Raw genomic sequence first — 22,134 nt, 5'->3', positions numbered from 1 at the left:
AAAAAGCATCTCATTTGAGATGCTTTTTTCGTTTAAACACTTTTTTATTTCTTAATTAATTAAGTCCCAAAAATTCCCTTTTTAGATTCAAGTCTTATTCGTAGTTTTAGTAAGAAAGTAGTTGTATTTTTATGAAAACTAAAAAAAAAGGTTATTATTGTTACATAAATACTAATTCCCCCTAAATGAAGCTAGTACTTAGTAGTCTCTTTTTAAGTTTAATTTGCAATCTCATGGTAAATGAAAAGCAATGTATTTCTGAAAAAAATCATAAAAATTTTATTATTGGTTTAAAAGATATCTTTAAGTTTTTAAACTTAGACGTTTTTACTATGATTGCTTATCTATCAAGTAAAAAACTACAACTAGTAGCAGAGAATGGGGAATCGTTTTTTGTTTATGATATGTAGTTTTAAATGGATATTAAGAATTATTTAAAAAAGAATGTATTTGCTTCTGTTGGAAAAATTCTAACGGTTTCTTCTGTTACACTTTTATTACTGCCAATTATTATTCAAAAAATTGGTTTAGATTTATACGGTATAATTAGTCTTACTCTTTTGTTTAGTGGAGTTTCTAGTTTAATAGATTTAGGTTTATCTCAAGCAATAGTTTTGTTAAGTGGAGATAAAAAAATATCTTCCAATCAAGTAATTACATCTGCAGTTTATATTAATCTAACAGTTATTTCTGTAATAAGTGTAGTTTTTGTAGTTCTTAATTATCTTAATATTGATTTACTTGGTGAAAATATTAATCTTAGTAGCACAGAAAAAAACTGTTTACTTATTACAGGTTTTCTAATTTTAATTTTTATGCTTTTAAATAACTTATGTAAGTCTATTTTAGAAGCTAATTATTTTATGCATGTTGTAAATTTTAGTTTAGCTTTATTTACGCCTGTTTTATATTTATCAATTTTTTTATTAAGTTTTTTTACAAGTAATGTGTTAGTTTATATTGTAACTCCACTAATAATAACGATTGTTTTATTTCTTTTTTATATTGTTTTCATTAAAACTAGAACAACTATTAAATTAGTTAAGGTTAGTAAAACACATATAAAGTATGTATTGCAATGTTCTTTAAAATTCTTAAACTTAGGGTTGATTAATAGTATTATAATGCCAGTTATGAGGTATTTGTTTATTCTAATGGTAGCAGATGTGGGAATGTATGCTATTTTCGATCTTTCTTTTAAAGTAGCAATGTTGGCAAATAGCCTAATCGTTTCTTTGTCAGTTCCAATGTTTGCTGTATTTTCTAAATTAATTAAAGAAAAAGCGGCAGAAATGTCTAAAATAGCCTTTAAAATTTTTTACATATCTTTTCTTGTATATATTGTCATTATTGCTGGTTATCATTTTTTAGGTGAATTTATTTTGTCGTATTTAAGCTTAACAGAAAGTAATTTAGATGTATTATATAATCTTATTTTTATACTCATTGTTTCTTTAGGAAGTGTTGCGGTTGTTGAGGTTTTTTATAGATATTTCCTCGGTGATAATCAATTAAAAAAAGCTTTTTTAATAAAATTAAGTGTGCCAGTTACTTCAGTTATTTTCTTTTTTTATTAGTAGAAGTTGACGTAATTTATAGATTTATTTATTCGTACGGGTTAAGTTTAATAATAAGCGCTATCATAATTCTTTGTACGTTTATGATTGAAAATAAAAAATTAAAAAAACTAAACGGATGGTAGTATTACTGTTAGGGTTTTATGGTTTTGCATTTTTGATGGCTGCCAATAGACCAAACGTTTTCTTGATATTTTATTTGTTAGCTTCTACCAAATTTTTAGGTTTTGTTGATCCGGCTACATTTATTTTAGGTGGGATTGAAGTTGGATATTTTGGTTTAAATCTAGTAGCTCTTTTCGGAATATTTTTTAAAAGGATTGGGTGGAATTACCAAAGAATAGTATTGTTATTATAATCTTAGTTTTAGGGTTGTTAGCTTATGGAATTATAAGGCCTATTGTTAATGATTACTCATCAGCGAAACAAGCTTTAATAGCAAGTAAGGATGCGTGGTTCTATGTTATTTTTATTTATTTAATTGTGTATTATGATAATATTGATTTAAGTGCTTTAATTAAATGGGTAAAATGGGTAAGTATCTATTTTACAGTTTGTTACTGTCTATTTTTTGTTTTACCAGCAATTATACCACCAGTGTATTTTAAAGGCACTCACATAAGAACATTCTTTCCAACTTATATAAGTTTGGCTATATTTTTATACTTAATTGAATTTAAAATGAGTAGGGAAAAATCATTTAAAATTTTAGGAATAATAGTATTTCTTTTTCTTGGGTTGATATTTGCGACCCACTCTGCTTTAACAGTTATGACGCTGTTTTTTGCTGTCTTATATTTGTTTGCTTATGATGCTAATCTAGAGTTTAGAAAAGAAACAGTTTTTAAATTATTGGGGGTTTCGGTATTTGCAGCATCTTTAGCTTTAATTTTTATTAATGGATTATATGATAAAATTGTTGATGAAATAAATGCGGTTGTCTATAGTGAAGATTTAGCACTACAAACCAGAGATTTATATAATAAATTTCGATGGGATGCTATTAATAAAGAAAAAGTATTCGGTTATGGTTATATTCATCAATCTGCAAAGTTAATGACTCAATATAAATTAGGAGCTACAAATGCTTTTATGGAGCGTTTTACAGTTATTGATTCTGGGTATGTAGATCTACTTTTAAAATACGGTTATTTAGGTACTGGTATTATGTTATTTACTTTATGTAGGTATTTTATGTTTGGTTTTTTTACTAAATATAAAAATCACATTACGTTAGCTATGTCGTTTTACTTAATTCAATACCTTTTTATAAATTACACATGGTCTGTATATACGTTTTCGCATGGTATTATTCCAGGAGGTATAGCTTTCTATATTATAATTATGTATCAAGATTATAAAGTTGAAAACGAAAAAAATGAAGCAATATGAAAAAAATATACTTTACATATTATCTTCTTATAATAGGTTTACTGGTACACCAAAAAAAACGTTAGACTTAATTGAATACTCAGAACATAATAGTTTTTTGTATGTTTATTCAAATGCATATCACGAAGAATTTAAAGAGAATTTTGTAAAAGTTTGTAACAAAGTTTTTGAAGGTAATTTTGGGAGAAATATTTTTAAGCATTTTAAAACCTTGTTGCGTATTATTGATGAAAATGAAATTGAGGTTATTCAAACACAATTCTTTTTTGGAGAGTTAATAGCAGGTTTGGTAAAATTATTTAGACCAAAAGTAAAATTGATAGTTACGTTTGAAGGTTCTATGTCTCATAGTTTTGTAAAACGTTTAATACAGAAATTAGTATATAGTAAGGTGCATACTTTTATTTATATATCTAATTATGTGAAAAAAGAAAAGGAATCGGTTTTTCCAAGGCTATTAAAAGCAAATACTGTTATAATTTATAATGGAACAAGTAAATTAAAAGTAGATGAATTAGAACCTAAATGGTCTAGAAAAACGTTTAACATTTTAAGTGTTTCTAGTTTAATCACAATAAAAAACTTGAATATTTTAATAGATATGATGCATCTATTAAGTTTAGGACATCATAGAGATATTCATCTTTATATTGCTGGTAATGGAGTACAAAAAAATGAGTTAAAAGAAAAAGTAAAAGAGTATGAATTAGAGGAGTTTGTACACTTTTTAGGACGTCAAAAAAAGTAGGGAATCTTTTATATAGTTCAGATGTGCTAGTACATCCGTGTTATATTGAAGGTTTTGGCTTATCTGTTGTAGAGGCTATGATGGCAGAAAAACCTGTTATTGTTTCTAATGCTGGAGCTCTACCAGAAATTGTAGATCATAAAGAAACAGGTTTGTTAGTGAGCCCTTTTGTAGCAGAAGATTGGGGGAATGCCGTTTTAGAATTAAAAAAGAATAAAGAATTGGCATTTAAAATTGCTAAAAAAGGTAAGGAAAAAGCAGCGCAAGAGTTTTCTACACAAAACTTTGCAGATAATTATAACTTATTATATCAAAATTTATAAAGTAATGATTCATATTTTTTTAAAATACTTGAAAAAGAATTCTATAGACTATGTTATAACTAATGGTTATGAAGATTTATTTTCAGAAAAATCAACTGAAAATGATGTAGATATTTTGTTTAAAAAAAATGACTTTTTATCAATTGAAGAAACTTTAAAAAAGTTTTGTGATTTAAACGGATTTAAAATTGTACAAAATTATCATCAAGAGGTATATGCTAAAAATATATTTTTATATAATCAAGAAAATCAACAAATATTAAACTTAGATATTTATGGTTTGTTTCATAGAAAGCATGTAATCTTTTTTCTGAAGAAGAAATTTTTAATAATAAAACTACATATAAAAATATTAATATTTTAGCTGTACATCAAGAGTTTATTCATTATTTTTTAAAGAAAATTACTAAAGGAGAGTTAGAAGAAAATGTTTTTATGTACCTAAGATTATTGTTTTTAAAAGATGAAATTAATTGTTTAAAGACTATAGATACTTATTTTAAGAAAACTGGTAAGAAGATAAAGGAAGCCTTTTTAAAAGATGAAATAATTGAAATTAATCAGCATAAAAAAATCTTTTTATCAGACTTAAAAAAAGGAACACCAACTTTATCCTATTGGTTAAAAGATAAAATAAGAATTTTAAAGAGAATTATATTACCTACTGGAATCTCTATAGCTTTTTTAGGGCCTGATGGTTCTGGTAAAACTACAGTAATAAACGGATTGGTAAACGCTAATCTACCCTTTAGGCAAACGAACTATTTTCATTTAAAGCCAATAGAGAATAAAGAAAAAAATAACAGTTACAACAGATCCTCATAAGTTTAAGCCTTATAATAAATTTAAATCCTTTATAAAACTTTGTTATTTTTTCTTTCAATATAATTTAGGTTGGTTAAAAAGTATAGTTCCTTTACGAGTAAGATCATCTCTAATTATTTTTGATAGATATTATGATGATTTGATAGCTGATAATAAGCGATACAGATACGGAGGAGGAGATAAAGTAGCAAAATTATTTCGTAGTTTTATAAAAAAACCTGCGTTATATTTTATTTTGGTTACCGACGCTGAAACTATTTATAAGAGAAAACAAGAGGTTACTTTTTCTGAGCTAGAAAACCAAGTTGAAAAATATAAAAGTTTAGTAGATAATAAAAGGTACTTTGAAATAGATGTAAGCAAAAAACCAGCTAAGATAGTCAGTAATGTAACTGCAATTCTAATGAAAAAAATGTATGAAAGACGTTAATTTTTTTCTGAAGACATCTATTTGCATATTCCAAATAGTAAAAATCCTAAGGTAATAATTGCTGTTGGTAAAAGTTCTTTAGCAAAAAAGTCTTTTAAGTTATATAATCCATTTTCAAAAAAAGCCAAAATTTTTAAAAGCTTTGCTCGTTTTTTTTGTGTTTACTTTAATAATCTTTTTAAGAAAATAATTGAATTGCAAACTCAAGAAAATTCTGAGTTTATTCGTTTTTTAAATCAAAAATTTGATAAAAAATTTACTTCATCTATTTATAAAGCTACCTTAAATGATAAGGTTGTTATTCAGTTACAAGCTGATAATAAAATATTTGGATACGTTAAATATCCAATTAATGAAATTGGAATTGAAAATATAAAAAATGAAATAAATGCTTTTAAAATTCTATCTAAAAATAGAGCTTTAAATTATGAAATGAAAAATTTTGAATTTAGAGAAACTCCCTTTTTTATTCTTCCCGAATTGGAGGGTAATATAGAAACTGTTTCGGATGAAGATGTTTTAAAAATTATTCAACCTTTTAAAAAAGGAGTCTTTAAAAAGTTACAAAAGCATTATAGAGTTAAACAAATAAAAGAATTTTTAAAAGAAAATAATTTTAACGATGAATTGCAAATATTAGAAAACACTTTATTGTCTTCTAAAAATAATTATGAAGAAGTTTATGAACATGGAGATTTTGCTCCCTGGAATATTGTAAAAACAAAAGATGGTTTTTCTGCTTTTGATTTTGAGTATTTTACAGAAAAAGGTTTAGAGTATTTCGATTTAATAAAATATCATTTTCAAATAGGAAGGTTATTAAAAAGGAAAAGTAAAGAGGAATTATATAATTATGTTTCGAAAAAAATTAAAATTAAAGAAATAAATGAAGTGTTCTCATTGTTTCTTTTAAAAGAAATAATGGTTGCAGCTAATCAGCAGAAAAAAGCACTATTCGAAAAAGAAATGTTAAAATTTATTAATGAAAAGTAAACTTAAAATATTAATTTCTTGTTATGCCTGTAGCCCTAAGAGAGGGTCTGAGCCTGGTATGGGTTGGAGTTTTGTAAATGGTTTAAGTAAATCTCATGAAGTACATGTAATTGTTGAAAAAGAAAAATGGGAAAAAGATATTCTTGAACAAATGGTTAATACGCCGAATAAAAATTTAAAATTTTATTTTATTCAAAAAGAGAGAAATCGTTTCCTACGTAAAATATGGCCACCATCATACTATTGGTATTATAAAATTTGGCAAAAAGACGCCTATTCCTTAGCAAAGAAATTAGATAAAAATGAAAATTTTGATATAGTTCATCAATTAAATATGGTAGGTTATCGAGAACCTGGTTATTTATGGAAGATAAAAAAACCCTTTGTTTGGGGTCCAATAGGAGGTACAGAAAATGTGCCATGGAAATTATTTTCTTTGTTTGATTTTAACGGTAAAATTTTTCATGGAATCAGAAATGTTTTAAATAGTTTTCAAAAAATATTTTTAAGACGACCTTGGTTAGCAGCAAATAAAAAAACTCTACTTTAATTGCAGCTACTCCAGATATTCAAAGATCAATTCAAAGACTTTGGAAACAAGATTCTGTTATAATTACAGAGGTAGGAACTGTAGATTTACTTAACATTAATGTTAGTAAGAGAGTTAAAAATCAGCCTTTTAAAATTGTATGGTCTGGGCAACATACTGCAGGAAAGGCTTTACATATTCTTTTAAAAAGTTTAGCATTATTAAATAAAGATATCCTTTGGGAATTACATGTTTTAGGTAAAGGAAAACAAACTAAAAAATGGAAAAAATTAGCGAAAAAATTAAAGATTCATAATAGTTGTACATGGTATGGTTGGGTTGAGAAAAAAGTAGCTTTAGATGTTATGAAGAATTCACATGCTTTAGTAATTACGAGTTTAAAAGATTTAACTTCTTCTGTTATTTTAGAGAGTATTTCATTAGGTGTGCCTGTTGTAAGTCTAGACCATTGTGGTTTCTCTTATGTTGTTAATGATTCTTGTGGGATTAAAATTCCTATAGATGAGCCACGAAAAGTTTTTATAAATATAAAAAATGCTATAACTAAACTTTATAAATACGAGAACTACAGAGTAAAATTATCTAAAGGAGCTTTATTAAGAGCTCAAGATTTCTCTTGGGAAGGTAAAGTTGATAAGTTAAATAGTGTTTATAAAAATCTTCTAGGATGAAAATTTTAATGATCCATAACAAATATGGAAAACATAGTGGTGAAGAAGCTGTAGTAGAAGCTCAAATACAATTATTGGAAGAAAATGGCCATGAGGTTATTACTTATTTTAGAAGTAGTGAAGAATTAGAAACAATGCCATTTGCTAAAGCAAAAGCTTTTTTCTTAGGTGTTAGAAATAATAAATCAATAAGAGATATAAAAGAAATTATAAAAACTAAGAAACCAAATATAGTTCATATACATAATTTATATCCCCTTATATCTCCTGCTATTTTGCCTGTAATTAAAAGTTTTGGGGTTCCAATTGCAATGACAATTCATAATTATAGATTGCTATGTCCAAATGGGTTGTTTTTTACAAAAGGTGAAATTTGTGAGAAATGCACTGGAGCTTCAAAAGAATTAAATTGTATTATTAATAATTGTGAAGGATCAATTTTTAAGAGTACAGGTTATGCTCTAAGGAGTTTTTGGGCAAGATTTTCTGGACAGTACCAAGATTATGTAGATTCTTTTTTATGCTTAAATGAGTTTCAAAAAAATAAATTAATTGAAAATGGATTTAACAAAGATAAATGTTCTGTAATTCCAAATTTTTATACTAAAGAAATAGTTGATAAAGATTATGATTACAAAAATAAAAAATACGTTGCTTCTGCAGGTAGAATTAGTCCAGAGAAGGGATTGCCAGTTCTTTTAGCAGCAGCTAAAAAATTACCTAATATACCATTTCATATAGCAGGATTAATGAGACCTGGTTATGAAGAGGAGTTAGACATACCAGAAAATGTTACATTAAGAGGTATGTTAAATTCTGAAGAAATGAAAACTTTTTATGCAGAGTCAAAGTTTTTAGCTCATACCAGTGCATGTTATGAGGGTTTTGCGATGGTTTTTCCAGAAGCTATGGCTCAAAAAGTTCCAATTATGGCACCAGATTTTGGTAGTTACCCAGAAATAATTGAAAATAGCATAAACGGATTGTTGTTCAAACCTTTAAATAGCCAAGATTTAGCTGATAAAATCTCATTACTTTGGAATGATGAAGATAAAATGAAAGAGTTAGGTAAAAATGGGTTTGAAATTGTGAAAGAAAAATATAGCAATAAAGCATATTATATATTGCTTTTAGAGGCTTATAAAAAATTGATAGTAACCCCTGAATTATAATAATTATGAACCTATTAAAAATTATTGATGAAAATGTTTTCTCTGAAGATTTAAGTACAATTGATTTAGAAAAAAAGCAATAATAAATACAGTTAATCCACATTCTTTTTGTGTCTCTAAAACTGATGAAGGGTTTAAAAACGCTTTAATGCAAAGTGATATTTTGTTGCCAGACGGATCTGGAATTGTACTTGCAGCCAAAGTTTTAAGAGGGAAAGTGATTAAAAAAATTGCTGGAGCAGATATTCATAAACATTTATTAAATTATGCAGATAAAAATAATAAGAAAATTTTCTATTTAGGAGCAGCTCCTTCCACATTAGAATTAATAGAAAAGAGAATTCAAAAAGAGCATCCAAATATTAAAGTAGGTAGTTTTTCACCTCCATATAAGCCTGAGTTTTCTGATATAGATTCAGCAAATATGATAAAAGAAGTAAATGATTTTAATCCAGATTTTTTATTTGTAGGAATGACAGCTCCTAAACAAGAAAAATGGGTTGCAATGAATAAGAAGAAATTAGACGCTACAATAACAGTATCTATTGGAGCTGTGTTTGATTTTTATGCTGGTACAGTAAAAAGATCTAGTTCATTTTGGATAAATATTGGGTTGGAGTGGTTGCCACGTTTATTAAAAGAACCAAAAAGATTATGGCGAAGAAATTTTGTGTCTACTCCTCAATTTTTATGGTATTTATTTATAGCTAAAATTTCAAGAAATTAAAAATAAATTAACCATAAAGGTTATAGTTTTAAAAAAAACCACTATATTTAACTAATATTAAATTTTGCGAAAAACAGGTATGTTTCTGATGCTTAGGTTTTTATCAAAATTATTTTATAAAATTATAAACTAATCATACCCCCATTATTATGATTTACTCCCTAAGATCAATTAATTTAAGCTTAGATTATGGCTTTTTTTGGCCACTAATTGCATTCTCACTTTCTATTGTTATTTCATACTTATGTTATCCTGCAATTATTAGGGTTTCTAAAATGAAAAAGCTAACGTCTAAACCCAATCATAGAAGTGTTCATAAAGTTAGAACACCAAATTTAGGAGGTATCGGTATATTTATTACTATAAATTTGATTATCACTTTTTTAGGAAATTATTTTGACGACCAAAATTTGTTTAGTGTACTTGGGGCTACAACACTGTTGTTTTTTCTGGGTTTAATGGATGATTTAATAGAATTAAAAGCTAAGCAAAAAATTCTTGGACAGATTGTAGCAGTAGTTGCTATAATTGTAATGACAGGAGTTAGAATTGAAAATTTATATGGACTTTTTGGTATCAATGAGCTTTATTATTCTGTTTCTATCGCCCTTACCGTTTTTATGTATATTTTATTTATAAATGCATATAATCTTATTGATGGAGTAGATGGTTTAGCAGGAAGTTATGCTATAACTATAACTTCATTTTTTGGTGTCTTTTATTTTTTTAATAGAAATGATTCAATGTTCTTTTTATGTTTAAGCCTTGTAGGTGCATTAATTTCTTTTTTAATTTTTAATTTTTCTAAAAAGGAAAAGATTTTTATGGGAGATACAGGATCTATGATAGTAGGTTTCTTGCTTTCTTATTTTGCAATTAGCTTTTTAAGTGTTAGTTTTAATCCAGAATTTTTAATTCAAAATGTTAAGGCACCAGTTTTTGTTCTTGCTTTATTTAGTTTTCCATTAATAGATACACTTAGAGTTTTTATGTTAAGATTAATGAAGAGAAAAAGCCCTTTTACTGCTGATAAAAATCATATTCATCATGTGCTTTTAAAATCAGGTTTACAACCCTGGAAAATTTCAGTTTTAGTATCAGTTTTCTCTAGTTTGGTGGTTTTCGGAGTGTTCATTTTTAATGATTTAACACTAAATAAACAAACGATTCTTCTGTTTTCTTTTTGGGTAATTTCTGTAATTGTAATACAAAACTTATATTTATCAAATAAATTAAAGAAAAAATCTAAGAAATCTAAGAAGAGAGTGTTAACAGTTGAAAAACCAGAAGTTAAAACAATTAGATTAAGTGATTTAGCTTAATATTTAATAGAATTATATGTTTTCGAGAAATAAGTTTTTTTAAAATTATTGCTATTTCATTAATTTTCTTTAGCATGTTTTCTTGTGCATCAAAGAAATCTGTAATTTATTTTCAAGATTCAAATGATGTTAATTTAAGAAAACTAACCTTTACAAGCTCTAAGATACAAGCTAATGATATTATTAATATAAAAGTGACCGCTTTAAACCCAGAATCTGTAGTACCTTATAATCTTGAGAATAATGTTACTCCAAATTCTAGTTTTTTAGAAATTTTACGTTTACAAGGTTATCTAGTTTCACAAGAAGGGAATATTATATTCCCAGTTATAGGGTCTATAAAAGTTACAGGTAAGACCACTTCAGAATTAGAAGATTATGTCAAAAAGATGTTAATAGATGGGAAACATGTTGTAGATCCTGCAGTAAGTGTTAAAATTTTAAACTTTAAATTTACTGTTTTAGGAGATGTACAAAAAGCTGGTACCTTTTCTGTGACCGAAAATAAAGTTACCGTTTTACAAGCGCTTGGTTATGCTGGAGATTTAACAATAAATGGGTCTAGAAAAGACATTTTAATATTAAGAGAAGTTGACGGAGTTCAAATTACAAAAAGGATAGATTTAACTTCAACAGATTGGTTTGGAAGTGATTTTTATTACATAAAACAGAACGATGTTATTGTTGTTAACCCAAACCTTAATAAAATAAAAAGCTCAGGAATTATGGGAAGTGCAGCATCTGTTATGTCTGCTATTTCTTTAGTCTTAACTTCTATTCTAATTGTAATTAGGTAAATTAGATGTAATCCATGAAACCACCATTCATAGCGCACAAAAAGAAAGAAACATTTAATTTAAAAAAAGAACTTTTTAAGTATACCAGAAACTGGAAATGGTTTTTGTTAAGTATTGTGCTTTTTGTTACAGCAGCTTTTTATTCAGTAAGGTATAGTTCTGTTATTTATGAAACTTCAGCTAGAATTAAAATTACAAGTCAAAAAGCAAATGAAATAGAATTGCCTGGTAATTTAAGTTCTCTTTTTGATGATTTTAAAGTAAACCAAGAGAATGAAATTGAAATAATAAAGTCTTACAGAATTTTAGAGAAAGTTGTTGAAAAGCTAAACTTAAATGTAAGATATTATTTTAATGATCAACGAAAGTATAAGCAAGTTTGGGATCTACCTTTTAAACCATACCCTATTAATTCTGCAAAATTATTACCCAAAACAGGAGAATATTTTATAGATTTTTATGAAAATGAATATGTAATTTCTGATGTTCATTTAAATGAGTGGAGGGTTAATAAAAATCAAATAAATCCAGTCAATAATACATATCCCTTTGTTATTAAGATAGATAGTTTAAGAGATGTTAATAAACTTTACAAACAGAAATTTAAAATCAGGTTTTTTAGTAAAAAAGAAGCAACTTTAAGATTATTGTCTGGTCTAAAAATTGAACAGATTGGTAAGAATAGTGAAGTTTTAAAAATTTCATTAAGAAACGAAAGTAGTGCTAAGTCTGAAGCTATTTTAAATGAAGTGATTGAGCAATTTAATCTAGATGGAGTACAAGATAGAAAATTAATATTTCAAAGAACTATTGACTTTGTAGATGAAAGATTCGGGTTTTTAACAAAAGAACTAGATTCTATAGAAAGTAAAAAGAAAAGGTTTAAAGAGAAAAATAATTTAACCGATATTAATTTAGATACTGAGCATAATTTATCTGACAAATCTACTTCTAACGCACAAAAAGTAAATTTAGAGACTCAATTAGAAATTGCTAGAATTTTAAAAACTTCATTAATCAATAAAAAAAGTTTTAATCTATTACCCGCAAATGTTGGTATTGGTATTACTGGTATTAATGACCAAATAGTGCTTTTTAATAGTAAGTTAATAGATTTTGGAAAACTAAGAATAAGTGGAGGAGCTAATAATCCAGTAGTTAAAAATTTAAAAAAGAATATAGATAATTTAAGGCAAAGTATTTTAACATCTGTAATTGCTTATCAAAAAAAATCTGAAACTGCATTAAAAAATATAAACGAAGTAGATGTTAAAAATCGTGGTTTTTTTAACACAATCCCTAAGAATGAAAAAATTCTAAGAGAAATAGAACGGGAACAAACAATAAAAGAGAATTTATTTATTTTTCTTTTACAAAGAAGAGAAGAAGCTGCTATTAATTTAGTTGTTACTGTGCCAATTGTTAAGGTTGTAGATTATGCTATTACCAATTTAATTCCAGTATCAGAAAATCCAAAAATGTTATATGTAAAAGCTTTTGTAGCTGGTTTAGTAGTGCCCTTTATCATTTTTTATCTAATATTTTTTGTAGATACTAGAATTCATACAAAGGAAGATATTTATACGGTAGTAAATGATATAGATGTAGTAGGTAATGTACCTTATACTTTCAGAAATAAAATATTTGATGGTATATATGATAATTCATTATTAGCAGAAGAATTTAGAATATTAAGAACAAATATTAATTTTAAATTAAAAAAAGCACAATCAAATGAATTAGCTTCTGTACTAATGGTAACTTCTACTAAAAGTAATGAAGGAAAAACATTTTGCGCAGTTAACTTAGCCATTGCTTATGCAGCTTTAGGAAAAAAAGTTCTTTTAGTTGAAGCAGATTTTAGAAACCCTAAAATAGATTCTTATTTAAATAAAGATGACTCTCATGGTTTATCTAGCTACTTAATAGGTGATGAATTCGATTATAGAAATTTAATTACATCCAATATTATTGGAGAAACAAATCTTGATATTTTATTTTCTGGAGAAATCCCTTTTGCTCCTGCAGAACTATTATCTAACGGTAAAATTGATCATATTTTAAGCTCTGTAAAGAAAGAATATGATTACATTGTTTTAGATACTTCTTCAACAAAATTATATACAGATACATTTTTAATTTCACATTTTGCAGATTTTACTGTTTATGTTACTAGAGCTGGTTTTACAGATAAAGAAGATATGCTGTTTTCTGAAGAGGTAATAGCAAACGGAAGATTAAAAAATGTAAACTACATATTAAATTATCAAGAAACTAGATCTTTAATTAAAAACAGAAAATTACGTAAAAACTAATATCTTTTTAAGACTAAAGAGGGTTAAATTACATTATTAAATGTTAAAGCAAGAAATATTTAAACTTTAATGAATAAATTTAAATGAAATTACCAATTTCATAAATTTTTCTAAAGTTTCTTAATAATATTTGTATATCAAAATTTAATCTTTAGATTTGTCTTTCAAAACAAAGAGAATTAAGATGTTAAAAACAACTTGGACACGTTTCTATTTTTACTTTTATTTTTACAATAAGAGGAGAGACTTTGTATCATGTTGTTAATAAACATTTAAAATATATAAGTCTCGAATTTAATTCGAGACTTTTTTTTGACATTAATTAAAGCAAATGAATAAAGTAATTGCCATACAAGGAGCAGAGGGTTCAAACCATCATAAAGTTGCACACGATTTTTATGGTTCAACTATAGAATTAAAAGAATGCATGTCTTTTGATGTCTTGGTAGATAGTTTATTAGACGGTTCTGCAACACATGCTGTTATGGCTTTAGAGAATACAATTGCGGGTTCAATTATTCCTAATTATGCTTTAATTGATAATAATAACCTTCATATTATTGGAGAAGAGTATTTAAATATTCATCATCATTTAATGTGTTTAAAAGGCCAGGAACTTAAAGATATTAAAGAGGTTTGGTCGCATCCAATGGCATTGTTACAATGTAAAGAGTTTTTTAAAATGCATCCACACATTAAATTAGTAGAAGATGTAGATACTGCTGAAGTTGCAAAACGAATAGCAAATAAAAATTTGAAAGGAATTGCAGCTATTGCGCCAAAAATAGCCGCAGAAATATTTGATTTAGTAGTTATTGAAGATGAAATTCAAATAATAAAAGACAATTCAACAAGATTTGTAATTGTACAAACGGAAGAACAAAATAACGGAATAGATCAAATTAATAAAGCATCGTTGAAATTTCAATTAGATCATAAAAGAGGAAGTTTAGCAGCAATTTTAAATGTGTTAAGCGATTGTAAAATGAGTTTAACCAAAATTCAATCGTTGCCAGTTATAGAAACACCTTGGAAATATTCATTTTTTGTTGATGTTACTTTTGAAAAATATAAGGATTATGAAAAAGCACATGCTATCATAGAAATAATGGCAGAAGAATTCAAGATTTTAGGAACTTATAAAAATGGCAGACAATAAAATAGTTAGAAATTTCACCTTGAGCGCAGTCGAAAGGTCTTATTAATGAAGTGAAAAAAATGATTAAACCAGCCAAAAGATTAGATACAGTTCAAGAATACTATTTCTCTAAAAAATTAAGAGAAGTTAGAGGTTTAGCAGCTGCAGGAAAACCAATTATTAACATGGGAATTGGTTCTCCAGATTTACAACCACCAGCAAAAGTATTAGAAGCAATTTCTAATAGTTTAGGAGATGCAAGTGCACATAAATATCAATCATATCAAGGTTTACCAGAATTAAGAAATGCAATTGCTACTTTTTATAAAAACAAATTTTCTGTAGGCGCAAATCCAGAAAATGAAATTTTACCATTAATGGGAAGTAAGGAAGGAATTATGCATATTTCTATGGCTTTTTTAAACGAAGGCGATAAAGTTTTAATTCCTAATCCAGGTTATCCAACATATACTTCAGTTACGAAGTTGGTAGGAGCAGAACCACTTTTTTATGATTTAAGTGCGGACAGTAATTGGCAACCAAATTTTGAGGAATTAGAAAGTCAAGATTTAGAAAGCGTAAAAATTATGTGGGTAAATTATCCGCATATGCCAACAGGTACAAATGCAACATTAGAAACGTTTGAAAAATTAGTAGCTTTTGGTAAAAAGCACAACATTTTAATTATTAATGATAATCCGTATAGTTTTATTTTAAATGATAAACCTATTAGTATTTTACAAGTTGAAGGTGCAAAAGACATTGCTTTAGAGTTAAATTCATTAAGTAAAACCTTTAACATGGCAGGTTGGCGAGTTGGAATGTTGTTAGGGAATTCAACGTTTATTAATGAAGTTTTAAAGATGAAATCTAACATGGATTCGGGTATGTTTTACGGAATTCAAAAAGGAGCAATTGAAGCCTTACAATTATCTGATGAATGGTTTTTAAAACAAAATAAAATTTACGAAGAACGCAGAAATCTAATTTGGCAATTAGCTGATAAGTTAAATGCAGTTTATAATAAAAATTCAACTGGATTATTTGTTTGGGCAAAAATTCCCGCAGGAAAAAAATCTGAAGAAGTTACAGATTCAGTTTTATATGAAAACGATATTTTTATAACACCAGGAACCATTTTTGGATCACAAGGAGAAGGATATATTCGTTTTTCACTTTGTGTAACAACGGAGGTAATTAAAGAAGCGATTAAAAGGCTATAAAATAAGTTTGCAGTTTTACAGTCGCAGTTGGCAGTTAGTCTGTTTGCGAATAAAAACCTTGAAAATAAATATTTAAAGGAACGAGTGTCATTTTGACGATAGGAGAAATCTCACAAAGAAATTCGGTTTAGGGATTTGTTTATGAGTTGCAATTGGTAATTATTAAGAAATAAGGAAAATTAGAATAAAATATCAATAGCATTGGGCTTTAACCTGTTGAGGAAGAAGAGGGTTTTAACCCATTGAAAAAATAAAAAATGAAAAATATTTACTTAATTGGTGTTGGTTTAATTGGCGGTAGTTTTGCTATCGATATAAAAAAGAACAATCCAGAAACTGTAATTTACGGAATAGATGCCAATGAAGATCATTTAGATAAAGCGATAGCATTAGGTGTAATTCAAGAAAAAGCAGTTTTAGATGATATTGAAAAAGCAGACTTGGTAATTGTGTCAATTCCGGTAGATGCAACAGTAAAATTATTGCCAACAATTTTAGATAAAATATCAGATAATGGCTTAGTTGTAGACGCAGGTTCAACAAAAGAAGCAATTTGTAAAGTAGTTGAACATCATAAAAATAGAAGAAATTTTTTAGCTTGTCATCCAATTGCTGGTACAGAAAATTCTGGGCCAACAGCTGCAATTTCTGCTTTGTATAAAGGGAAAACGAACATTATTTGCGAAGTTGAAAAAACAACATTCAAGCTACAAGAAAAAGCATTAGACCTTTTTAGAGCTATTGGAATGCGTATTCGTTATATGGATCCAGTTTCGCATGATAAACATATTGCCTATGTTTCGCACTTATCTCACATAAGTGCATTTATGTTAGGTAAAACAGTAATAGATAAAGAAAGAAACGAACGCGATATTTTTGATATGGCAGGTTCAGGTTTTAGATCAACAGTTCGTTTGGCAAAAAGTAGTCCAGCAATGTGGACACCAATTTTTGAGCAGAATAAAGAAAACGTAATAGAAACATTAGAAGAATACATCAATAATTTACAACATTTTAAAGAATTGATGCAACAAGATAATTTCTCCGAAATTTTTAACGAAATGGAGAATACAAATTATATTAAACAAATTTTAAACGGCATAAAATAAAAGCCAAAACAACTGTCATTTCGAGCGAAATCGAGAAAAAAGCAGCAAAAACAAGTAGAAAAATGAAGAATACAAAAGAATTAAGAACATGGTTGGACGATATGAAATTAGATCATCCACTAGTAATAGCAGGGCCTTGTAGTGCAGAAACCGAAGAACAGGTTTTAAAAATTGCACACGAATTAAAAGATTCTGATGTAAATTATTATAGAGCAGGAATTTGGAAGCCAAGAACTAGACCAGGAAATTTTGAAGGTGTTGGTGCTTTAGGTTTAAAATGGTTAAAGAAAGTGAAAGATGAAACAGGTATGAAAACCTGTACTGAAGTAGCGAATGCAGCACACGTAAAGTTAGCTTTAGAGAATGATGTAGATTTATTATGGATTGGCGCACGTACAGCTGTTTCTCCTTTTATTATGCAAGAATTAGCAGATGCTTTACACGGTACTGATAAAATTGTATTGGTTAAAAACCCAATAAATCCAGATTTGGCATTATGGTTAGGTGGTATTGAAAGATTATATACAGCAGATATAAAAAATTTAGGAGCAATTCATAGGGGTTTTTCAACCTATGAAAAATCTAAATACCGAAACGTTCCAGAATGGCAAATTGCGATTGAATTTAAAAACAAATTTCCAGATTTACCATTAATTTGTGATCCATCACATATTACAGGAAATAGAGAAATGATTTTTGATGTTTCACAAACAGCTTTAGATTTAAACTTTGATGGTTTAATGATAGAAACTCATTTCGATCCAGATAATGCTTGGTCTGATGCAGCGCAGCAAGTTACACCAACAAAATTAAAGCAAATTATGGAAGACTTAAAAATCAGAAAAGAAACTAATAACGAAGCTGAATACCAAAGTTCTTTAGATAATTTACGTGCTCAAATTAATGTTGCAGATGATCAATTAATTGAGTTGTTAGGAAAGAGGATGAAAGTATCCGATCAAATTGGAGCTTTAAAGAAAGACAAAAACGTAGCCGTACTACAATCTAAACGTTGGAACGAGATTCTTGGAAACATGATTTTAGAAGGAGAAAGTAAAGGTTTAAGCGAAGAATTTGTTTTAAGAATGTTTAAAGCAATTCATCAAGAATCGATTAATCATCAAGAGAAAATTATTAAAGGGTAATATTATCTTTTACGAATAATAAAAAAATCCGCCAATTGGCGGATTTTTTTATTATTTCTTTTTGGTGTAGGAAAGTCTCCTTGAAGCTTTCCTCATTAATTTATTTATAAGATCATCTGGACTGCTTCCTATTGAGCCTCTTACTTTTTTGTTATAGTTCCATAGTAAAACACCATCTTTTGCATTATGAACACTCATATTTATTAAAGCGCTATTTGTAGTTCCCCAAAAACCAATTAAAAGGCCGAGAGCTACAGAAGCTCCTTCAGACATTGGTTTGTTAGTCTCGTATGTTCCAGAAATAATAGCATCAACTCCTAATATTTGAGCTAATTCTTCTGAAGTGTAATTTTTAATATTATCTACAGTTATGTTATTTTTTCCAAGTAATGCAGTAGTTCTGTTTGGTTCTTGGATTTCTATTGAAGTTAATTTCCCTCTTTTTTTACGTTTTAAAAACCATGAAAACATTGCAGTCTGTATACTTTTTCCTTCGTTTAACTCCAATCTTTTAAATTGTTCAGATGTCATTTTTTCCATTTGTTTAGGACGAAGGTCTACTGTAGCTTTAAAAGGTAAAATAGCTATAGCTTTATGGTTTTTTGCAATTTCATCAAATTGAGGGTTTTCATAAAGATTAGTTTGTGCTAAAGTACAAGTAGTAATAAAAAGGACTAATAATAAAAGAGTTTGTTTCATTTTTTTAAAAATTTAGCTGCGAATATACATTTTAAGAGTACAAAACTCTAATGTATAATGTTAACTTTTTGTTGGGGGTAAAAAGAAGCTTACTAAATTGGTAGTTATTTTTTTAAATCATTTTTTTATTCTCATCTTTGTAGTAATGACAGGAGTTGTATACAAATCTACGGGTAGTTGGTATCAAGTAAAATCTGACAAAGGTTTTTTTATCAATGTAGAATGAAAGGTAAATTTAGAATATCTGGTATTAAAAGTACCAATCCAATTGCGGTTGGAGATAAAGTTATTTTTGATCTTGATAAAAAAGGAGATGAAGAAACAGGTGTTATAAAAAAAATTATTGATAGAGATAATTTTATAGTTAGAAAATCTGTAAATCTCTCTAAGCAAATACATATTATTGCCGCAAATATAGATCAGGTATTTTTATTAATTACTATAAATAATCCGCCAACATTTGCTGCTTTTATAGATCGATTTTTAGTTTGTACAAGAGCCTACAGAATAGATACAATTTTAGTTTTTAATAAAATTGATACCTATAAACTAGAAGAAAGGGCTGAAATTTTATATTTAAAAGATATTTATGAAGCTATAGGTTATAGATGTATTGAAGTCTCATCTACAGAAAACAAAAATGTAGATACTGTTAAAGAATTGATGATTGGTAAAACATCTATGTTTGTTGGTCATTCTGGAGTTGGTAAATCTACTTTAGTTAATGGAATTGAGCCATCTTTAGATTTAAAAACTAAAGAAATATCAGAACAACATAAACAAGGGCAACATACAACCACTTTTGCAGAAATGTTTGACTTAAGTTTTAATGCAAGAATTATTGATACTCCAGGTATAAAAGGTTTTGGTATTGTAGATATCGATAAATATGAATTAGGAGATTATTTTCCAGAGTTTTTTGAGTTAAAACAGCATTGTAAATTTAATAATTGTTTGCATTTAAAAGAACCCAAATGTGCCGTAAAAGATGCTTTAGAAGAAGAAGAAGTTTCATGGTCTCGTTATAAAAGTTACTTACAAATTTTAGAAGGAGAAGAAGAAAAAGAGCATTTTAGAACAGATATTTGGAACGAAGAAGATAATGAATAAAAAATGAAAATAGTAATTCAAAGAGTATCGAAAGCAAGCGTAACTATTGATAGTAATGTAGTTGCTGATATAAAGACTGGACTCTTAATCTTGCTAGGTATTGTTGATGATGATACTCAAGAAGATATTAATTTTTTGGTTAGAAAAATTGCTAATCTTCGTATTTTTAATGATGAATTTAAAGTGATGAATAAATCGCTTTTAGATGTAGGTGGAGATGCGATTGTTGTAAGTCAGTTTACATTACAAGCTTTAACAAAAAAAGGAAATAGACCTAGTTATATAAAAGCAGCTAAACCAAGTATTGCAATACCTTTGTATGAGAATTTTGTGAATTCTCTAGAAAAAGAAATTAAGAAAAATTTACAAACTGGAATATTTGGTGCAGATATGAAGGTAGAATTACTTAATGATGGGCCAATTACCATAATTATCGATTCTAAAAATAAGGAATAACAATAATTTACGAAATATTTTCCAAGGAAAATAAATTCATTGTATATTTGCCATGGAAAATAGTTTCCGAGATTTAATTTTATAACAAAAATGAAAAAAGTAATTGTAACATTAATATTAGTAGCATCAGTATTAACTGCTTGTAAAGGAGAAAAGAAAGAAAAAGTTGAGGTAAAAGAAGCTGTAAAAGTTGAAACAAATATTGCTGAATTAAATAATGTAGATCTTGCTACTTCTATTTTAAATTGGAAAGGAACAAAGCCTGGTGGAGCTCATAACGGCATTGTAACTTTAAAAAGTGGAGGTTTATTAATAGAAAACGAAACTTTAAAAGGAGGGCAGTTTATAATTGATATGAACTCAATTACAAACCTTGACATGAAAGGAAGTAAGGGAGCAGAAAATATAGAAGGACATTTAAAAAATGAAGATTTTTTTGATGTAGCTGTTTACCCTGTTTCTAAATTTGTAATAACTAATGTAGAAAATACAGAAGGAAAGTTATTTGTAACAGGTAATTTAAATATTAAAGATGTAACTAAAAGTGTAACAATTCCTGCAAGTTTAACAGTAGTAAATGGAGTTTCAGTTTTTAAAAGTGAAAGCTTTAATATTAACAGAGCCGATTTTAATATTAAATATAAGTCTAAATCGTTCTTTAAAGATCTTAAAGATAAATTTGTAGATGATTTAGTAGAGATGTCTTTTGTAGTAAAAACAAAAGCATAAAAATTTTAAAAAATAAAATTTATGAAAGCTGATAGACCTTGTGGTTGCGGAAACACTCAAGACCCTAATGGAAATTGTGATGGTTCTCACTCAAATAAATAATTTAATTATTAAATATTAATAAAAACCCGAAAGCTAAAAGTTTTCGGGTTTTCTTTTTACAAATATATAGCTGTCGTATTTTTTACTTGCTCAATTGCAAAGGTACTATGAGTACTGCCAATATATTTTATGGCTGTTAATTTTGTAACCATAAAATCACGATATTTATCCATATCTTTTACATAAATTTTTAAGATATAATCATAATCACCACTAACATGAAAGCATTCTGAAACTTCTTCTAGTTTTAGAATTTCTCGTTCAAAAGTAGTTACGTATTCTCTCGAATGTTGAATCAATTTAATATGGCAGAAAACCATAAATGATTTTTCAATTTTATTTTTGTTGATGATGGCCACATAATTTTCGATAACCTTATTGTTCTCTAGTTTTTTAATGCGTTCATAAACAGCAGTAACAGATAAGTTCAGCTGTAAACTGAGTTGTTTAGTAGTTTGTTTACTATCATTTTGTAATAAATTAATGAGCTTTTTATCTATGGTGTCTAACATTATAAATTTTCTATAAAATGAATTAAAGTAACGGTTAATTAGATTTTAAAATTACATTTTTAATCAAAT

The 22,134-nt window shown here is 27.3% G+C and carries 22 protein-coding genes and 3 pseudogenes; 23 read left to right on the top strand and 2 right to left on the bottom strand.

Features of this window, described 5'->3' with window-relative positions:
* The first annotated feature begins 416 nt into the window (after positions 1 to 416).
* From N5A56_RS11375 to N5A56_RS11280, 20 genes and pseudogenes are all read left to right on the top strand, one after another.
* Positions 417 to 1,577: an MATE family efflux transporter gene (locus N5A56_RS11375; RefSeq protein ID WP_265725560.1), complete on the top strand. Its 1,161-nt coding sequence runs from the start codon at positions 417 to 419 to the stop codon at positions 1,575 to 1,577.
* A gap of 118 nt (positions 1,578 to 1,695) precedes the next feature.
* Positions 1,696 to 1,935, top strand: a complete 240-nt coding sequence (locus N5A56_RS11370; protein WP_274270418.1) for a hypothetical protein — start codon at positions 1,696 to 1,698, stop codon at positions 1,933 to 1,935.
* On the top strand, positions 1,902 to 2,969 hold the full coding sequence (locus N5A56_RS11365; protein ID WP_274270417.1) for an O-antigen ligase family protein: 1,068 nt from the start codon (positions 1,902 to 1,904) through the stop codon (positions 2,967 to 2,969). Before N5A56_RS11370 ends, N5A56_RS11365 begins: the two co-directional genes overlap by 34 nt.
* Positions 2,956 to 3,447, top strand: a pseudogene (locus N5A56_RS17735) (glycosyltransferase family 4 protein); the annotation flags it as partial. The gene N5A56_RS11365 and the pseudogene N5A56_RS17735, both read left to right, overlap by 14 nt.
* A 105-nt stretch (positions 3,448 to 3,552) precedes the next feature.
* Positions 3,553 to 4,040: pseudogene (locus N5A56_RS17730) on the top strand (glycosyltransferase family 4 protein).
* A gap of 4 nt (positions 4,041 to 4,044) precedes the next feature.
* On the top strand, positions 4,045 to 4,404 hold the full coding sequence (locus N5A56_RS11350) for a hypothetical protein (protein WP_274270414.1): 360 nt from the start codon (positions 4,045 to 4,047) through the stop codon (positions 4,402 to 4,404).
* 71 nt (positions 4,405 to 4,475) lie between these two features.
* Positions 4,476 to 4,865: a hypothetical protein gene (locus N5A56_RS11345; protein WP_274270413.1), complete on the top strand. Its 390-nt coding sequence runs from the start codon at positions 4,476 to 4,478 to the stop codon at positions 4,863 to 4,865.
* Positions 4,866 to 5,004: 139 nt separating this feature from the next.
* Positions 5,005 to 5,295 (top strand): hypothetical protein, encoded by a 291-nt coding sequence (locus N5A56_RS11340; protein WP_337994798.1) that lies wholly within the window; start codon positions 5,005 to 5,007, stop codon positions 5,293 to 5,295.
* A gap of 21 nt (positions 5,296 to 5,316) precedes the next feature.
* Entirely contained in the window at positions 5,317 to 6,288 is a 972-nt protein-coding gene (locus N5A56_RS11335) for a hypothetical protein (RefSeq protein ID WP_274270412.1), read from the top strand.
* Positions 6,278 to 6,838, top strand: coding sequence for a hypothetical protein (locus N5A56_RS11330; protein WP_274270411.1), 561 nt, complete (start codon positions 6,278 to 6,280; stop codon positions 6,836 to 6,838). Before N5A56_RS11335 ends, N5A56_RS11330 begins: the two co-directional genes overlap by 11 nt.
* A complete protein-coding gene (locus N5A56_RS11325; RefSeq protein WP_337994844.1) occupies positions 6,838 to 7,509 on the top strand; it encodes a glycosyltransferase in 672 nt (223 codons plus the stop codon). The genes N5A56_RS11330 and N5A56_RS11325 overlap by 1 nt, the downstream gene beginning before the upstream one ends.
* The gene (locus tag N5A56_RS11320) at positions 7,506 to 8,681 is read left to right on the top strand and encodes a glycosyltransferase family 4 protein (RefSeq protein ID WP_265725554.1); all 1,176 of its coding nucleotides are present in this window, start codon (positions 7,506 to 7,508) and stop codon (positions 8,679 to 8,681) included. The genes N5A56_RS11325 and N5A56_RS11320 overlap by 4 nt, the downstream gene beginning before the upstream one ends.
* Before the next feature lie 148 nt (positions 8,682 to 8,829).
* Positions 8,830 to 9,408 carry a WecB/TagA/CpsF family glycosyltransferase gene (locus tag N5A56_RS11315; protein ID WP_274270410.1) on the top strand — a complete coding sequence of 193 codons (579 nt, stop codon included), beginning with the start codon at positions 8,830 to 8,832 and terminating at the stop codon, positions 9,406 to 9,408.
* A gap of 275 nt (positions 9,409 to 9,683) precedes the next feature.
* Positions 9,684 to 10,730 carry an MraY family glycosyltransferase gene (locus tag N5A56_RS11310; RefSeq protein WP_265725552.1) on the top strand — a complete coding sequence of 349 codons (1,047 nt, stop codon included), beginning with the start codon at positions 9,684 to 9,686 and terminating at the stop codon, positions 10,728 to 10,730.
* Between the two features lie 74 nt (positions 10,731 to 10,804).
* On the top strand, positions 10,805 to 11,527 hold the full coding sequence (locus tag N5A56_RS11305) for a polysaccharide biosynthesis/export family protein (protein WP_265725551.1): 723 nt from the start codon (positions 10,805 to 10,807) through the stop codon (positions 11,525 to 11,527).
* A 14-nt stretch (positions 11,528 to 11,541) separates the two neighbouring features.
* Positions 11,542 to 13,842, top strand: coding sequence for a GumC family protein (locus tag N5A56_RS11300; RefSeq protein ID WP_265725550.1), 2,301 nt, complete (start codon positions 11,542 to 11,544; stop codon positions 13,840 to 13,842).
* Between the two features lie 331 nt (positions 13,843 to 14,173).
* A complete protein-coding gene (locus tag N5A56_RS11295; RefSeq protein WP_265725549.1) occupies positions 14,174 to 15,001 on the top strand; it encodes a prephenate dehydratase in 828 nt (275 codons plus the stop codon).
* Positions 15,002 to 15,060: 59 nt separating this feature from the next.
* Positions 15,061 to 16,203 carry a pyridoxal phosphate-dependent aminotransferase gene (locus N5A56_RS11290; RefSeq protein ID WP_265725548.1) on the top strand — a complete coding sequence of 381 codons (1,143 nt, stop codon included), beginning with the start codon at positions 15,061 to 15,063 and terminating at the stop codon, positions 16,201 to 16,203.
* A gap of 257 nt (positions 16,204 to 16,460) precedes the next feature.
* Positions 16,461 to 17,312: a prephenate dehydrogenase gene (locus tag N5A56_RS11285; RefSeq protein WP_265725547.1), complete on the top strand. Its 852-nt coding sequence runs from the start codon at positions 16,461 to 16,463 to the stop codon at positions 17,310 to 17,312.
* A gap of 62 nt (positions 17,313 to 17,374) precedes the next feature.
* A complete protein-coding gene (locus N5A56_RS11280) occupies positions 17,375 to 18,457 on the top strand; it encodes a bifunctional 3-deoxy-7-phosphoheptulonate synthase/chorismate mutase type II (RefSeq protein ID WP_265725546.1) in 1,083 nt (360 codons plus the stop codon).
* A gap of 51 nt (positions 18,458 to 18,508) precedes the next feature.
* Here the strand turns inward: N5A56_RS11280 and N5A56_RS11275 are convergent, their stop codons facing one another.
* A complete protein-coding gene (locus tag N5A56_RS11275; RefSeq protein ID WP_265725545.1) occupies positions 18,509 to 19,156 on the bottom strand; it encodes a hypothetical protein in 648 nt (215 codons plus the stop codon).
* A gap of 145 nt (positions 19,157 to 19,301) precedes the next feature.
* Between N5A56_RS11275 and rsgA the strand changes: the two are divergent.
* The 3 genes and pseudogenes from rsgA (at position 19,302) to N5A56_RS11260 (ending at position 21,451) form a co-directional block, all read left to right on the top strand.
* Positions 19,302 to 20,266: pseudogene (gene rsgA, locus N5A56_RS11270) on the top strand (ribosome small subunit-dependent GTPase A).
* 3 nt (positions 20,267 to 20,269) lie between these two features.
* A complete protein-coding gene (dtd, locus tag N5A56_RS11265) occupies positions 20,270 to 20,722 on the top strand; it encodes a D-aminoacyl-tRNA deacylase (RefSeq protein ID WP_265725544.1) in 453 nt (150 codons plus the stop codon).
* Positions 20,723 to 20,812: 90 nt separating this feature from the next.
* Positions 20,813 to 21,451 carry a YceI family protein gene (locus tag N5A56_RS11260; protein ID WP_265725543.1) on the top strand — a complete coding sequence of 213 codons (639 nt, stop codon included), beginning with the start codon at positions 20,813 to 20,815 and terminating at the stop codon, positions 21,449 to 21,451.
* Between the two features lie 158 nt (positions 21,452 to 21,609).
* Here the strand turns inward: N5A56_RS11260 and N5A56_RS11255 are convergent, their stop codons facing one another.
* Positions 21,610 to 22,065 carry an Lrp/AsnC family transcriptional regulator gene (locus N5A56_RS11255; RefSeq protein WP_265725542.1) on the bottom strand — a complete coding sequence of 152 codons (456 nt, stop codon included), beginning with the start codon at positions 22,063 to 22,065 and terminating at the stop codon, positions 21,610 to 21,612.
* Positions 22,066 to 22,134 lie beyond the last annotated feature (69 nt).

This window comes from Polaribacter ponticola (assembly GCF_026191475.2).
GTDB classification, from domain to species: domain Bacteria; phylum Bacteroidota; class Bacteroidia; order Flavobacteriales; family Flavobacteriaceae; genus Polaribacter; species Polaribacter ponticola.
This window is presented reverse-complemented; position numbering and strand designations above follow the sequence as displayed.

What these genes read in the sequence shown, in the direction of transcription:
- N5A56_RS11375 (WP_265725560.1), top strand. Translation starts at nt 417, where the DNA reads ATGGATATTAAGAATTATTTAAAAAAGAATGTATTTGCTTCTGTTGGA.
- N5A56_RS11370 (WP_274270418.1), top strand. Translation starts at nt 1,696, where the DNA reads ATGGTAGTATTACTGTTAGGGTTTTATGGTTTTGCATTTTTGATGGCT.
- N5A56_RS11350 (WP_274270414.1), top strand. Translation starts at nt 4,045, where the DNA reads ATGATTCATATTTTTTTAAAATACTTGAAAAAGAATTCTATAGACTAT.
- N5A56_RS11345 (WP_274270413.1), top strand. Translation starts at nt 4,476, where the DNA reads ATGTACCTAAGATTATTGTTTTTAAAAGATGAAATTAATTGTTTAAAG.
- N5A56_RS11330 (WP_274270411.1), top strand. Translation starts at nt 6,278, where the DNA reads ATGAAAAGTAAACTTAAAATATTAATTTCTTGTTATGCCTGTAGCCCT.
- N5A56_RS11320 (WP_265725554.1), top strand. Translation starts at nt 7,506, where the DNA reads ATGAAAATTTTAATGATCCATAACAAATATGGAAAACATAGTGGTGAA.
- N5A56_RS11315 (WP_274270410.1), top strand. Translation starts at nt 8,830, where the DNA reads ATGCAAAGTGATATTTTGTTGCCAGACGGATCTGGAATTGTACTTGCA.
- N5A56_RS11310 (WP_265725552.1), top strand. Translation starts at nt 9,684, where the DNA reads ATGAAAAAGCTAACGTCTAAACCCAATCATAGAAGTGTTCATAAAGTT.
- N5A56_RS11305 (WP_265725551.1), top strand. Translation starts at nt 10,805, where the DNA reads ATGTTTTCTTGTGCATCAAAGAAATCTGTAATTTATTTTCAAGATTCA.
- N5A56_RS11300 (WP_265725550.1), top strand. Translation starts at nt 11,542, where the DNA reads ATGAAACCACCATTCATAGCGCACAAAAAGAAAGAAACATTTAATTTA.
- N5A56_RS11295 (WP_265725549.1), top strand. Translation starts at nt 14,174, where the DNA reads ATGAATAAAGTAATTGCCATACAAGGAGCAGAGGGTTCAAACCATCAT.
- N5A56_RS11290 (WP_265725548.1), top strand. Translation starts at nt 15,061, where the DNA reads ATGATTAAACCAGCCAAAAGATTAGATACAGTTCAAGAATACTATTTC.
- N5A56_RS11285 (WP_265725547.1), top strand. Translation starts at nt 16,461, where the DNA reads ATGAAAAATATTTACTTAATTGGTGTTGGTTTAATTGGCGGTAGTTTT.
- N5A56_RS11280 (WP_265725546.1), top strand. Translation starts at nt 17,375, where the DNA reads ATGAAGAATACAAAAGAATTAAGAACATGGTTGGACGATATGAAATTA.
- N5A56_RS11275 (WP_265725545.1), bottom strand. Translation starts at nt 19,156, where the DNA reads ATGAAACAAACTCTTTTATTATTAGTCCTTTTTATTACTACTTGTACT.
- dtd (WP_265725544.1), top strand. Translation starts at nt 20,270, where the DNA reads ATGAAAATAGTAATTCAAAGAGTATCGAAAGCAAGCGTAACTATTGAT.
- N5A56_RS11260 (WP_265725543.1), top strand. Translation starts at nt 20,813, where the DNA reads ATGAAAAAAGTAATTGTAACATTAATATTAGTAGCATCAGTATTAACT.
- N5A56_RS11255 (WP_265725542.1), bottom strand. Translation starts at nt 22,065, where the DNA reads ATGTTAGACACCATAGATAAAAAGCTCATTAATTTATTACAAAATGAT.